This window comes from Mesobacillus maritimus (assembly GCF_019749255.1).
In the GTDB taxonomy this organism is placed as follows: Bacteria; Bacillota; Bacilli; order Bacillales; family Cytobacillaceae; genus Mesobacillus_B; species Mesobacillus_B maritimus_A.
On sequence record NZ_JACWFH010000006.1, the window covers coordinates 28,766 to 42,154 of the forward strand.

Consider the following 13,389-nt stretch of genomic DNA (forward strand, 5'->3'; position numbering starts at 1 on the left):
AATCGCACCCGTTAGCCATTCATGAAGCGCAAAAATCAGCGCTTCACCACAGAGAATGATAAACCGTCAATACTGATTCTACGGCTGGGAGAGGAAGGTCGATCAACTATGGTGCGTGAGAGCCCATCCGTAAGTCTGACTCCAACGACCACGGTGCACCACTGACTGTCGCTCCCATACGGGAAGCACTCATGGTAGATTAATCCCATTCTGGTTGCTGCACCAGCCTCCAATAATAATACGAGCCGTAGAAAGGATGTTTTCAATGGATGTAGTCATTGAAAGAGCATGCGGTATGGATGTTCATAAGGACAATATTACTGCATGTATTATGACACCAGAAGGAAAGGAGATTCAAACGTTTTCAACTAAAACTGTTTTTCTAATACAGTTGGTTGACTGGATTAAACAGCATAACTGTACCCATGTTGCCATGGAGAGCACGAGTGTTTACTGGAAACCTATTGTGAATTTACTAGAGGCTGAAGATATTGAGTTTCTAGTTGTGAATGCCCAACATACGAAGGCAGTCCCAGGACGTAAAACAGATGTTAAAGATGCAGAATGGATTGCCAAACTTCTTCGTCATGGACTCTTAAAAGCTAGTTATATCCCAGATTGAAATCAACGGGAACTACGTGAACTAGTTCGATATCGCAGAAGTATTATTGAAGAACGTGCTAGGCAACATAATCGCATTCAAAAGGTATTAGAGGGTGCAAATATTAAGCTAGGCTCTGTGGTTTCGGACGTTATGGGCGTTTCAGCTCGGGATATGCTTAACGCTATTGCCGAAGGCGAAGAGGATCCTGAAAAACTAGCAAACTTCGCTCGACGTACAATGAAAAAGAAAAAAGATGAACTTATGCTTGCCCTTAAAGGCTATATCAATTCGCATCAACGCCTTTTGTTGAAAACAATTTTGAAGCATGTTAATTTTTTAACAGAGCAAATCGAGATGCTCGACCAAGAGGTCGCCGAAAGAGTTAGCTTCCATCAAGAAGACGTTGACCGTCTAGATTCTATTCCTGGCATAGCTACAAGAATGGCTGAGCAAATTTTATCTGAAATTGGAACAGATGTTAAAAATCAATTTCCAAGTGAGCTCATATATGTTCTTGGGCAGGCGTGGTTCCTGGACAAAACGAAAGCGCTGGGAAAAGGAAATCAGCTAAAACGAAAAAAGGAAACAAGTATTTGAGATCAGCATTAACAGAAGCAGCCCAATCTGTAAGAGGATCTAAGAACTATCTCGGAGCACTGTATAGGCGTACAGCACCACGAAAGGGTAAAAAACGAGCAGGAATAGTAGTAGCCCATGCCATGTTGAGAATTGCTTATTACCTCTAAACTCGAAAAGAGATGTATGTAGACTTAGGCGAAGACTACTTTGACAAACAGAGGCAACAATCCATTGTACGACATTCACTACGAAGACTTGAAAGTTTAGGATACACAGTAACGTTACAAGAACCTGAAGCATCTTAATCCAGTCCATACTCCTACATTAGATCAATGAATCAGGCGCTCTCCTCTTTGAAAAAATGAATGAGCTGCGTCTTATTAAGTATTGCCTTTTTCACTAAATTACAGAAGTTTATTTTCATGGTAGTACAATAAGGAATTCAACAAAAAAGTGCATAATCCTTCGTGGATCAACGCACCCGTCAGTTTAATAACATTTAATTTCCACTTTATTCGTTCATTAGGGCGAACTAATTATAATAGTCCTTTAAATTGCCATTGTCCCACTCTTGTAAAAGATAATGTGAATCAAATTCTAATGCCTTTGACAATGTTGCAACTTCTGTAATAATGTCCTTTGCTTTTTTTTAGCAGATTCAATGCAATTTTCAATAATCTCCTCTAGTTTCATATTTTCACCTCTTAAAGGCTACGTTCATTAACAAATTTCTCCATCCGAATTTAATTAACCTGCTTCGTTTGTTTAAGAAAGGATAATCAATTACAGTCTCCAGTTCATCAAGCATTGCTTCATTACCTGAGAACATCTGATTATTTACTTTTTTGCAATGCCTTAGTCCGTTTATATGGTTAGCTACTAACTTAACTGACAAAATGCAATTCAGCTCTTTTTCCATTCCATTAAAAATTCTTCCTCGAGGGCCTGTTCATCTAGTAATGTCTCTTTTATTTCAAATCCATTTTCCAAATAAAAATGAACAGCATGATCATTTTTTTTGTACACTTTTAATTGTATATCTTCCCTTTGTCTTTTAATAAAACTTAGTAATGCTTTTCCATATCCTTTGCCTTGATGCTTCACATCAATAAATAGTGCAGCCAAATAATTATCTACCATGGATAGGAAACCGACAACCTCTTCGCCATTACTGACAACATAGGTTTCGGACATAGGGATATATTTTTCTTCCATCTCCTTTCGCTTTGATTTCCAATAATCCTTATCAATAAAGTCGTGTGCTAGCAAGGATCCTTCGTACCATATATGTACTAATTTATTAACTTCTGTTTTCCTGTTTTTTCTAATATTCATGTTCCCACCCTTTCAAAATATAGCACTGATTATTCACTATTCAAAGCAAGCACAGTTCAAATCGTTTTATACCAAATTAAACATCATCAATCTTTACCCAATCAGCCACGTTCGCACAATAAGAAAAGCTGCCAGTATTCTTCAACTACTACAATAAGAAAAAGCCATTCTCCTTCTATAAGAATAGCCCCCGTTTAGTTATACATAAAGACTTACACATTAATTGCATATTATATAAAAATGATGTGACAATAAGTCTTATTTCTTCCCTTTTCGTTCTAAAAGTATAGGTGCAATATTTAGGAGGATAGAAACCATTGTCAAAAACCATAATGCCCTTTCCATGCCAGGTACTACATCCATTAAAGCGGCCCAATCTTCCACTTCTACCCACACCGATACAAGACTGTATTCTGAACAAAGTGTTAAGGCTGTAAAGGATAATCCCAGAGCCATGGCAAGCTTATAATCCTTCCCTGCTTTATACAAATAAAGATTTATAAAAGTTGCTACTATTGCAATAACCCCTAATAGTACCCACATAACTATACCTCCACTCCATATATTTTTTATTTAGTCGTGTAATGCATAATGATCTTTATCTTGGCTCTTATTAAACATTCCTGCCCGTTCGTTTAAGAAAGGTTAATCAGATTCGACTTTTACCCATGGTTCAACTCAAAATGCTCTTCCCTCAACTGGATTATCTCAATATCGTCATGGATCTCCATTAGTTTCTTTGTCAAACTTTCCACCCCGTAAATTTCAGTGAAAGTATGACTCCCAACTAACAGATTCATGCCGACAAATTGTGCATATTGAATCGTGTATAATGTTGCTTCACCTGTAATATATGTATCGCAACCGTCTTCCAGCGCTACCTTCATTTGATTTGATGAATGACCTGCACCCTTTAATACCCCGACCCTTTTCACCAGTTTATTATGATTCTGCCAATTTCTAATAGGCTCCCCTAACTCCGTGCTCATTTTTTGAACAAGCACCTTAAAATCGACAGGTTCACTAAACTCACCGATTCCAGGTATTTCACGATGATCATAGATAGAATGTTTCATAATCTGATCGACGCCAATCACCCTCATAAGGGAAGTACTCGTACCAAACTGTATAAAATCTAACGGACCATGAATCCAGAAGTGACTAATATTGTATTCTTTTAATTTTTCTAAGCATGCCTCTTTTAAACCAAAAATGAAGTCCCAAGCATCGTGATGCGTAAGGATAAGATCTACATGGTTGTCCTTCGCTTGTTCAATGACTTCAATCGAAAGGTTTGTAGAGTACCCAATTCTTTTGATGGAATCATTCGTTTTATTCGTAAAACCATAATCATCGTCAAATTCCTTTAATAATTCTTTGGTAAATAGCTTTTTAATAGAAGTCTCAAATTGTTCTAAATTTATTCCCCAACACCTCGCTCGTTTTTATCATATTCCATTTTGAACATTGCTTAGGTTAAATTCTCGTCTCCTTCTTGTATTCTCGAGTTCATGGAATAAACTTTAGAGATAGCTCTGAATTTGCTCTCATTTTTCCTAGTGTTCACGAGAGAGAAACTGTTTTCTATTTATCTATATTTTTATCTGCCTTAAATCTTCTTTTTATGAAAAAGCTCAGTAGCTGTTATTAGATATCTTGTGCGTATATAATCCTTACTTTTTTTACCTATAAATCTTGAGATAAACGTACCATATCCCTGCACTGTATCCCATTTTCAAAAATTTCATCTTGGTAATGCCTTACAAAAAATCCCTATCAACTCCAACTATTCGAAAACCACAATAAAGAGCCAGTTGCCCTAAGCTTGAATTTCCAGTTCCAATTTCAATTGTTTTATAGCCTTTTATCTTAGCTACCTGAATTGCGTCGATTACCAACCGTTTTCCTATCCCTCTACCCTGTTGTTCTTCTACCACTGCAACATTCACAAGTTCCACGGTCTCTGGTCTTGTTGGAAGTAATACATAAACTCCAATCGTTTGCTGTTCCATTTCAGCTACAAAACATTCGCCCCTTTTCACATATTCCTCAACCATCTCTCTTGAGGGATCAGCCAATAGCAACAATTCGATTGGAAGTTTATCAGTTTTGTTAAGTTTCCTAATCTCCATTTTATCTCCTTTAATTCCCTCATTGAGCTACCCTTCTCCGTTAGTACAGTCGCCCCCGTTTAAGTACGACTCTTCACACCTACTATTTTCCTAATAAAACATCAAACTCTTTAACAAAGACTGCGTTACCAGTTATCTCTATGACATAATTCTCTTTATTATTAGTAACTCGTACCTTTACACGGCCATTTTTACCGATTTCCTGTCCCTGCTCTACAACAAGGTTTAACTGAAAAAGCAGTTTCATTAAACCCAACTTTTCGTGCGACTTCCTGCATTTCCTCGTCGGTTAAATCATCTCCATTTAAAACAACCCCTGCTGGATTTCCTTTATTGGGTTTTATACTAAAAGCATCATAATGATAAACCTTGACCAGTTTCACGAACAGATTCCCCTCCAATTTATATGAATAATGGATATTATCTGTATTTTACCATTTAAGGAAATTCAGGGCCCATTCTTTTAATCAAACGAACCTACACTTTTTAATCAATAAGGAAAATAAAAAAGGTGGTTAATCCTTCCCGGATCAAACGCACCTGTTAGCACAATGTTAAAAAGCCTTATATGTTCCATCTTGATACACCTTGTAATAACCTAAGGTCCCAGTTTTGCCTGATACACGCGTAGAGATTGAAACAAGTTGGATCGTATAGTATGAACCGTAATCATCCGATGCAAGTGTCTCATCTACCCCAAATGATACATCGTCATCCTTTCCCTCTGGAAGTAGCTGTTTTAAATGTTGAATCGCTTTTTCGCCACTTGAAACGACAATGTCTTGCTTTCCTTCACTAGTATCGGATTTGGATGTGCTTTCGGCAGACGAACCATTTGATTGAGAAGAATCTGCATTTTGGGTTATGTTTTCTGGTTTTGACTGATTTTTAGTTGATGAATTATCAGGTTTAGTGGAATTCTGTGATAGTTTTCCTTCTTCTTTTTTATCTTCAGAATCACTACTAGACAATTCATTATTATGGGGCTTGTCTGTGCTGTCAGTAGAAAAATCAATTGTACTTTCTGATCCACTATCGGATTCCAAACCTTCTTTGATTACAGCTGTTTCATCAGATGGTTTGCTACAAGCAGTCATTCCGATTAATAAAACAAAAAATATAGTGGCCACGATAAAAATTTTCCTTTTTTTCATTATTGGGACTCCAATCTTTTTTTAATTAAATGTAGTTAACTCTTCTGAAACAGAATGTAAAAATTCTTCTTCAAATTCAATGAAGTATTTCTCATCAATCATTGTATCTGTCATTCCGTCTAGTAAAGATACTGATTGTATTGAGGGAAGTTCGATTTCATCCTCAAACCATTGTTCAATTGGAAAATCCCCTCCTATTTAAGATGTATATTGGTTTAATTGATTTTGTGGTAATTCGTTTATTGTTTGATTGATCACTGCGTTAAGGATGCTTAATTGGTTTTCTTCATCCAATCTTCTTCCCTCTGTAGCAGCCATCATTAATGCCACAACCTCTTCTCCAGTTAAATGATTCGTCCCCTTCTTAAATTCAAATGAGAACCATATCCTTCGCAATCTCTTTGTCTTTCACATAAGAAAAAGCCAAACGTACCAACTCATTCCCATATTCAATCATTATTTTTTCTAATATGTACTCTTTTTCTTCTTTTTCCAACCTACTACCCTCCCATTATGACTACATCAATACGTACTCTTTTCCTTCTCTTTCCAATCCCTCCATTAAACCTACTTCAGATTCTGCAATTAGACGATTTACAAATCATAATAGGTTCAATATTACAAAATATTATTTTCCAAATTTTTATTAACGTTACACTTTAATAGATATGATTTAAATAAATGCAAAATATTCCTTCTTGGATTCTTGTTGTATGTGCGTTATTAGGAGGTTATCTCATTTCAGACAACCGCAAAAGTGATACCTAAGAGTTTCTACCTTCACCTCGTGAAGATGCTTTAAACCAAGTTACTGCCCCAAGTGAATTTCCATCTGAATAGAAAGAAGGGAGCGGTTGTTTCTCTTCATATGTTGACGTTGTTGCCAGTTGGTTTGTATCTTTTCTTCTAACAATTTACCACCATCAACAAATACCAAATTCTCATTTAACTAAACTACCCCGTTACTTTAAGTACAGGCAGTTATATCATCGTTAGGACTTCTTTATTTGATGAATTTGTAGAACAAACTATAATTAATGCAGAAAAACTCGTCAAATCGACGAGTTTCATCTTACATATTGTCCCATTTTTAATGTCCAATATTATGTCTTACTGTGTACAAATTCTTAATAAGCGCCTCACAACTGAACCCTTTATCCTTATAAGAAGACTTTTTCAGGGGGAAAATATGAATTTTTATTATCATTATTTTTCCTAGCTAGAAGACTACTTCAGGCGCGACTAAGAATAAAATCAAACTTGGATGTATAAAACTTGCGATCAATCCCTCGGCGTATCTTTTCGCCAAGGTCATTGCATTCTTCAAGCTTTAACAAGAGTGATTCTTTCACTGCGCCAATCGAATCGGAATTCACCCAAGGATCCCCCTCAATGAACAGCATCGTGGTCACAGGTTTAAAGCCAGGGTGTGAAATTTTAAAATGGATATGAGCTGGACGCCATGCGTGTCGATCAATGGCTTTTAATAACTCCCCGACCGGACCTCCTTTTCCGATTTCATATGGCCCAGGCACAACCGTTCGAAACTCATATCGACCCTTTTCATCGGTCAAAAACCGACCGCGCAAGTTAAACTCAGGCTGTGTAGGATCTTCGTTTTCATAATCGCCTTTTCCATTTGCCTGCCACACATCAATCATGGTGTTGGCCAGTGGCTCTCCATCTGTTGAGAAGACCTGACCAGATACATATAAAATTTCATCTTCTGTCTCATCGACTGCACAGAGGTGAACAGGGTGTGACAAGATTGGTGCCTCCTCTCGGTATAGAGGCCCTTCTACATTGCTTTCGGTTGACTTTCCATCATGTTCCGCTGCATGTGTCACTCTGTCAACCGCTATGGAAACGTGCAAAACATCTGAAAGCAATGGATATTCTCCACTTTTGCCAACTTTCGTTAAGAATTGTAAGGCAACTTTAAGCTCATCTTCAGTGATTTGAAATTCTTCAATGACACTATGCAAGTGCTCAGATAGCTTCGTCGTAATAGCGTGTAATCTTTCATTCATTATATCCAGACTCCTTTTGATGCAGCTCATTTGTATAAACAAGGACTAATTTTGTCATGAGCCCTTTCCTGTCCCAATAACCCCTCTTCTATTTGAATATTCCGATAATAATGAAGTTAAACGTCCTTGACCAAATTTGATTCTTTTTCCATCTGATTGATTTTGATGGTAATGATTTAAAAAATAGACAATCAACTTTCTTCGTTTAAGGATATCCTTCACTCCATTCTCATAAAACCAGGCATCTATTGTATTGTATACACCTCGATTAAGACCGAAACTTTTTTCACACCATTGTACGAAGGACAAATCAGGTAAATGGATGACCATGTCTTTCTTTTCCACCATGCTTTCGCCCCCCCTTTTTTGAAATGTCAAAAGAAGCACAGGGTCCGTTCCTTGTTTATTAAAATAAAACTGAGTCTAGCGCATATTTTCCAGGACCTATACATGCAATTCCAATTGCAACCGCCAGCAAAGTTAAGTTATATTCATAGCCATTTGCTTGGGCCCATAACCCATTTGAACCATGTACCTTTACAATTGAAATGATCATGGTTCCAGCAATCATGATTGCTGCGAGTGGAGTAAGTAGTCCCGCGGCAAACATCACTCCACCCACAAGTTCAACTAGTCCTGCAACCAAAGCCATGGTTACCCCCGGCTTTATTCCAATAGAGTCAAACCAGCCTCCTGTGCCTTGTAATCCATGGCCACCAAACCAGCCAAATAATTTTTGAGCTCCATGCCCGATGAATAAAATCCCAATGACCAACCGAATTATCAGTATCCCGATACTTCCCATCTTTCGATCATTCCTTTCACTTCGTCCAAGTCATCACTTTATTCCTGGTTCAGTGATTTTTTGAATAGATTAGATTTCAGTATTTGTTGGTGTAACTTGTGGGAGCTTTTGTTTATTTATTTTAATTGGTGCTGTTTCATAGTAAAGGAATGCTAAGAAACCACAAAGAATCGTACTAACGATCGCAATCCACATTGGCGCAACTAACCCATACTTGTCTGCGGCCATCCCTGCTAGCGCTGTTATTCCCACGCCGCCGACAAGTTCACCTATCGCCATAATGAAGCCGACAGCTGTGGCTACATATTTAGCCGGAACCGATTCCGATGGCATATTTGACATGGACAGTACCATTGTCCCTACCCCGACATTGCCGATAAATGCGGCGATCATTAACAGAGCCATTTGACTGGTGCCTAGGAAAATAAATCCTAATGGAGCCACTGCGGTAATAAACGAAAAGATAATCATCGTAGGTTTCCGGCCAATTTTATCTGAAATAGCAGGAACACCAAATCCCCAAAGAACGCCACCTAACCCTAATGCAGCCATGATAAAACTCATGTTCGTTGGTGAAATTCCTTTATCGACTAAATAAAGTGGGGTAAACGTGTTGATATTTAGATACCAGGTAACTGTAAAGATGGCAACAAAAACAGATACGACTACATTCTTATTTCTCAAAACCAATGACAACGGAACTTTTTCCTCTGGTTTTTCATCTTTAAGGGTTAATTCCACTGGTTCTTTTACAACCTTCCAAATAAGGAAGAATAGAATTAATCCTGGAATGATCGTAAGGAAAAATGTCGGTCTCCAGCCAAAAGTATTGGCTAGTGCGACGATGATTATTGGCCCTAAGAAGCTGGCCAACAAGGCGGTTGAGGAACTTTGGAACAAGCCCATATTAAATCCGCGCCGGTGCGGAGAGGACGCAACAGATAACAACGATTGAGCAACCGGGAAGACTGGCCCCTCTGTAACCCCCATTAACATCCGAAAGATGATTAACATTAAAAACCCATTTGCTACGCCTGTTAACAGCGAGCAAACCGAAAATAACAGAACAGAGATCATTAAGATATTTTTCTTTTTTCCGATTTTGTCGGAAAGCAACCCACCAAACCACCCCGAGCATGCCCAAGTTAAAGAAAATGCTGAAACAATGATCCCAATATGAGTATTCGTTAGCCCTAATTCCTCCGTCATGAACGGAAATAAGAAGTTAAGTGCCAAGCGGTCAACGAATACGAAACCCCAAACAAAGAAAAGCAGAGTTAATAATTTATTTTCATATGTCCAGAACTTTTTAGTTTCCATGAATCGCACCCCATTAATATTTTTTAAAAAACAAAGTGACTTACCTTTTTTCGTTTATTCTTATCGTTCAACGGTAAAGTTTAATGTTAGTTAGAAAATGGGAGCAATTACCCTGAACATCTACTTACTTCGGGATTCCTTTTAAAAAATCAAGCTCTATATTACAGCGATTTCCCTTGAATCGGTCTTTCTCCTACAAACGCAAACTCTAGTAAACTCCGAATCCCACTTTCATCAATTGGACGTGGATTGTAATACGGATTTCTTGTCGCAATCATGGCTGCTTCATCAAGGTCCTCTCTTTTCATTCCGATTTCTTCTAAGGAAACAGGAACACCAAGGGATTTCGAGAGGTCAAATAATGCCCCAGCGACATCATCTGCATCAGAACCAATCGCCTTAGAACTTGCTTCCATTGCATATGGAGCATGCGTTGAATTGTACCAAATCGCATACGGTAAAATCACGGTATGTGTGTCTGCGTGTTGAAGATTATAGCTTCCACCAAGAACATGACAAAGTTTATGATGCAAGGCCATGCCAACCGAACCGAGGACCGTTCCCCCCAACCATGTACCGTATAAGGCTTTCGACCGTGCTTCTAGATCCTCTGGTTGTTCTAGTATTTTTGGCAGACTCGAACTAAGGGCAGTAATCCCCTCCACTGCCATCATCGAAATGATGGGGTTGGCATTTTCCGCATAAAGTCCTTCCGCACAATGAGCGATTGCATTCATTCCACTCGTGACCGTTAATCTTGGTGGCAATGTGACGGTTAGGGTAGGGTCATAAATCACGGTTTTTGGCTTAACAATTATGTTTTTGCCTGTTTTCTTCTGCCCATTTTCTGTGATTCCCCATATCGGTGTCATTTCTGAGCCCGCATACGTGGTTGGAATCGCGAGAATTGGAAACCTAGTTTCGAGCGCTAACGCTTTCGCAAGACCGATAGAAGAGCCTCCTCCGACTGGGACAAGACTATCAACCTGTAATTCTCGAACGACTGCCATCCCTTTATTGATGGTTTCTCTTGGAACATGTTGCACGGCTTCAGCTAAGACCCCTACACAAAGCTCTCCAAGGTAACCTGCCATTTCCTGGGCAAGATCCTTTTGTTCTAGGGTTGAAACCACTAAAGCTCGCTTTCCACCCAATGACTCTAGCTCTTTCCGAACTTCCTTTCGTACATCCACGCCAAACTTCACACGGGCCGCCTGACTTTCATATAAAAATGCTTCCATTTCTTTTTTCTCCCTTGCTAATGATTTAAAATACAACAAAAAACCCTTCCGTTATGAAAAGATAAAGCAATCTACTTGGCTTTTCTTTTCAGGAAGGGCAAAGGGAATCTTACATGGATCTTACTCTCATCCTATTTTCAGATTCCCTCCAGCTTTTGAAACGAATACTAGGAAACCTTCAACTTTTTAACCTATTAGATTCGCTTGAACGTTTCGAATGATGTCTTTGGCAAAATCAATTTCCTCGTCATTAATGAGATGCCCCATCCCTTTATAAATAACGGTTTTCGTGTTAGCTTCCATCTTTTCAAACAGGTTGGCCGTTTCATGAATCCTATGCTCCGGAACCCATTCATCCACATCACTTGAGCCTAGAAAGACAGGAGTTCCATTTAAAGAACCTCTCATGTTCCAATTTGTCCCAGGTGGTCCGATAATTCCCCCGGTATAAAGGACCACCCCACCATATCGCTCAGGGTTTCTTCGAACATATTCAGCTGTCAAACAAGCTCCTTGTGAAAAACCTAATAGAATAAGTTTGGATTTAGGAACGCCAAGATTGACCAACTCTGATATCCGTTGTGCATAACAGTCTAAACTATCACTTAAATAAGGTTCGTTCTCTGATATCTCCTCCATAAACCCTTTCGGATACCAACAATTCTCAGCTGCTTGTGGGGCAACATAATGAACATCAGGGAGATTGATTCGCTCAACCAAGTCCATGACGTAATCTGTTGTTTGATTTCGACCATGTAACATGAAAACCAAGGCTTTTGCGTCCGCTAATGGAACACCGCGCGTGACCACAGGCTGTTGGAGATGAATATTCATATATTCCCCCTACTTTATTTTACTAATGGTTTTTGAGGGTTTCGAACTGGTTCAAGTTGACTAAGAATCTCTTCACGATCGTTTTGTTTCCATGGTGGAAGATGCAAAGTTTGTCCAAGCTCTTCAAATGGCTCATCAATGGTAAAGCCGATGTCACTAGTCGTAAACTCACAAAGGATTCCGCCTGGTGATCTTACGTATGAAGAGTGGAAGTAATAACGGTCCTTAATTTCGGACATGTCGGTATAACCCAAACCAGTAACCAATTCTCTTACTTCATTTAATTCTTTATCAGTATCAACCGCAAAGGCCACATGGTGAATCGTTCCTGCACCAAGGCCCCAGCTTCCTTGTGGAAGATCTGGCTCATGAATGACATAGAGCGTTTTATTTGCTCCGCCACCATTTAATTCATATTGGTAGTACTGACCTTCACGGCCTGTAAACTCATAGCCTAACACTTCACGAATGAAACGATCTTGTTCTTCTACTTCACGAACAGACATAGTGACACTATGGAAGCCTTTTACTGCTTCATTAATAGAAACCTCGTCGGTTACATATCCTTTACGAGTATCGGCATCATCTTCAACAAATTCAAACTCTAAGCCACATGGATGTTGGAACGTTAAACGATTCAATCCGAAACGCTCTTCGATTTCGCCATGCTCGATGTTGTTTTGGTTAAAATGGTTCACCCAGAATGGGAGAGAACCAGTAGGAACCGTATAAGACGTTGTTTTCACCTGTCCGGATCCTCTTTTTGCTTTGATTCCAGCTTTTCCATATGGGAATGTTGTCATCGCTGATCCGATTTCAGCATCTGCATTCGTATAGTAGAGATGATAGATTGGTAGTGGACCATCCATTAATACCGTTTGTTTTGCCAATCTCTGGCCAACGATGCTAGTAAAAAAGTCGACATCCTCTTGTGCACCTGCTACCCCCGCTGTTACGTGGTGAATCCCATGAATTAAATTTTTTAACATCTCCTATTCCTCCTCAGACAACTTTTTTGTTGTGGTGTTTCCACTACACTTACTATAAAAAATCGCTCTAACCAGTTACTTACAGAATGAAGGGGCTTTCCTTACAAAGAGGAATTATTTTCTAACAAAATCATTAAAATATAAAACTTCATAGTCTTGTTTTTAGAAAGGGTAGGTTGATTTACGCTCTAGGCACTTCGCTTTCCGCGGGCGTTGCGGGGAGCCTCCTCGACGCTACAGCGCCTGTGGGGTCTCCCCAGCCCCGTACTCCCGCAGGAGTCTTCGTGCCTTCCGCTTCAATCAACCGTTTCATAATGTTTTTTAACTTTGACTAATAAAAAATCTCTCTTCTATTAAAAAATCCAA

Annotated in this window: 12 protein-coding genes and 4 pseudogenes; 1 reads left to right on the forward strand and 15 read right to left on the reverse strand. The window is 39.0% G+C overall.

Annotated elements, in window-relative coordinates:
- Nucleotides 1–265: 265 nt before the first annotated feature.
- Nucleotides 266–1,488 (forward strand): annotated as a pseudogene (locus H0185_RS02460) (IS110 family RNA-guided transposase).
- A gap of 598 nt (nucleotides 1,489–2,086) precedes the next feature.
- On the opposite strand, the gene H0185_RS02465 reads toward H0185_RS02460, so the two are convergent.
- From H0185_RS02465 to H0185_RS02535, 15 genes and pseudogenes are all read right to left on the reverse strand, one after another.
- The gene (locus tag H0185_RS02465; RefSeq protein WP_221870888.1) at nucleotides 2,087–2,518 is read right to left on the reverse strand and encodes a GNAT family N-acetyltransferase; all 432 of its coding nucleotides are present in this window, start codon (nucleotides 2,516–2,518) and stop codon (nucleotides 2,087–2,089) included.
- Between the two features lie 258 nt (nucleotides 2,519–2,776).
- Entirely contained in the window at nucleotides 2,777–3,061 is a 285-nt protein-coding gene (locus tag H0185_RS02470) for a hypothetical protein (RefSeq protein WP_221870890.1), read from the reverse strand.
- A 119-nt stretch (nucleotides 3,062–3,180) separates the two neighbouring features.
- Nucleotides 3,181–3,942 (reverse strand): Nif3-like dinuclear metal center hexameric protein, encoded by a 762-nt coding sequence (locus H0185_RS02475; RefSeq protein WP_221871145.1) that lies wholly within the window; start codon nucleotides 3,940–3,942, stop codon nucleotides 3,181–3,183.
- Between the two features lie 262 nt (nucleotides 3,943–4,204).
- Nucleotides 4,205–4,650: pseudogene (locus H0185_RS02480) on the reverse strand (GNAT family N-acetyltransferase).
- A gap of 227 nt (nucleotides 4,651–4,877) precedes the next feature.
- Nucleotides 4,878–5,033: pseudogene (locus H0185_RS02490) on the reverse strand (PhzF family phenazine biosynthesis protein); the annotation flags it as partial.
- A 171-nt stretch (nucleotides 5,034–5,204) separates the two neighbouring features.
- Entirely contained in the window at nucleotides 5,205–5,804 is a 600-nt protein-coding gene (locus tag H0185_RS02495; RefSeq protein WP_221870894.1) for a hypothetical protein, read from the reverse strand.
- A gap of 198 nt (nucleotides 5,805–6,002) precedes the next feature.
- Nucleotides 6,003–6,134, reverse strand: coding sequence for a hypothetical protein (locus tag H0185_RS24200; protein ID WP_281427523.1), 132 nt, complete (start codon nucleotides 6,132–6,134; stop codon nucleotides 6,003–6,005).
- 49 nt (nucleotides 6,135–6,183) lie between these two features.
- Nucleotides 6,184–6,300 (reverse strand): annotated as a pseudogene (locus H0185_RS02500) (sigma-70 family RNA polymerase sigma factor); the annotation flags it as partial.
- Nucleotides 6,301–7,036: 736 nt separating this feature from the next.
- A complete protein-coding gene (locus H0185_RS02505; RefSeq protein ID WP_221870896.1) occupies nucleotides 7,037–7,834 on the reverse strand; it encodes a dioxygenase family protein in 798 nt (265 codons plus the stop codon).
- A gap of 54 nt (nucleotides 7,835–7,888) precedes the next feature.
- Nucleotides 7,889–8,182: a hypothetical protein gene (locus H0185_RS02510; RefSeq protein ID WP_221870898.1), complete on the reverse strand. Its 294-nt coding sequence runs from the start codon at nucleotides 8,180–8,182 to the stop codon at nucleotides 7,889–7,891.
- 58 nt (nucleotides 8,183–8,240) lie between these two features.
- The gene (locus H0185_RS02515; RefSeq protein ID WP_221870900.1) at nucleotides 8,241–8,639 is read right to left on the reverse strand and encodes a DoxX family protein; all 399 of its coding nucleotides are present in this window, start codon (nucleotides 8,637–8,639) and stop codon (nucleotides 8,241–8,243) included.
- A gap of 69 nt (nucleotides 8,640–8,708) precedes the next feature.
- Nucleotides 8,709–9,959 carry an MFS transporter gene (locus tag H0185_RS02520; protein ID WP_221870902.1) on the reverse strand — a complete coding sequence of 417 codons (1,251 nt, stop codon included), beginning with the start codon at nucleotides 9,957–9,959 and terminating at the stop codon, nucleotides 8,709–8,711.
- A gap of 161 nt (nucleotides 9,960–10,120) precedes the next feature.
- Nucleotides 10,121–11,200, reverse strand: a complete 1,080-nt coding sequence (locus H0185_RS02525; protein WP_221870904.1) for a maleylacetate reductase — start codon at nucleotides 11,198–11,200, stop codon at nucleotides 10,121–10,123.
- 186 nt (nucleotides 11,201–11,386) lie between these two features.
- Nucleotides 11,387–12,034: an alpha/beta hydrolase gene (locus tag H0185_RS02530; RefSeq protein ID WP_221870906.1), complete on the reverse strand. Its 648-nt coding sequence runs from the start codon at nucleotides 12,032–12,034 to the stop codon at nucleotides 11,387–11,389.
- 14 nt (nucleotides 12,035–12,048) lie between these two features.
- Nucleotides 12,049–13,023 carry a ring-cleaving dioxygenase gene (locus H0185_RS02535; RefSeq protein ID WP_221870908.1) on the reverse strand — a complete coding sequence of 325 codons (975 nt, stop codon included), beginning with the start codon at nucleotides 13,021–13,023 and terminating at the stop codon, nucleotides 12,049–12,051.
- Nucleotides 13,024–13,389 lie beyond the last annotated feature (366 nt).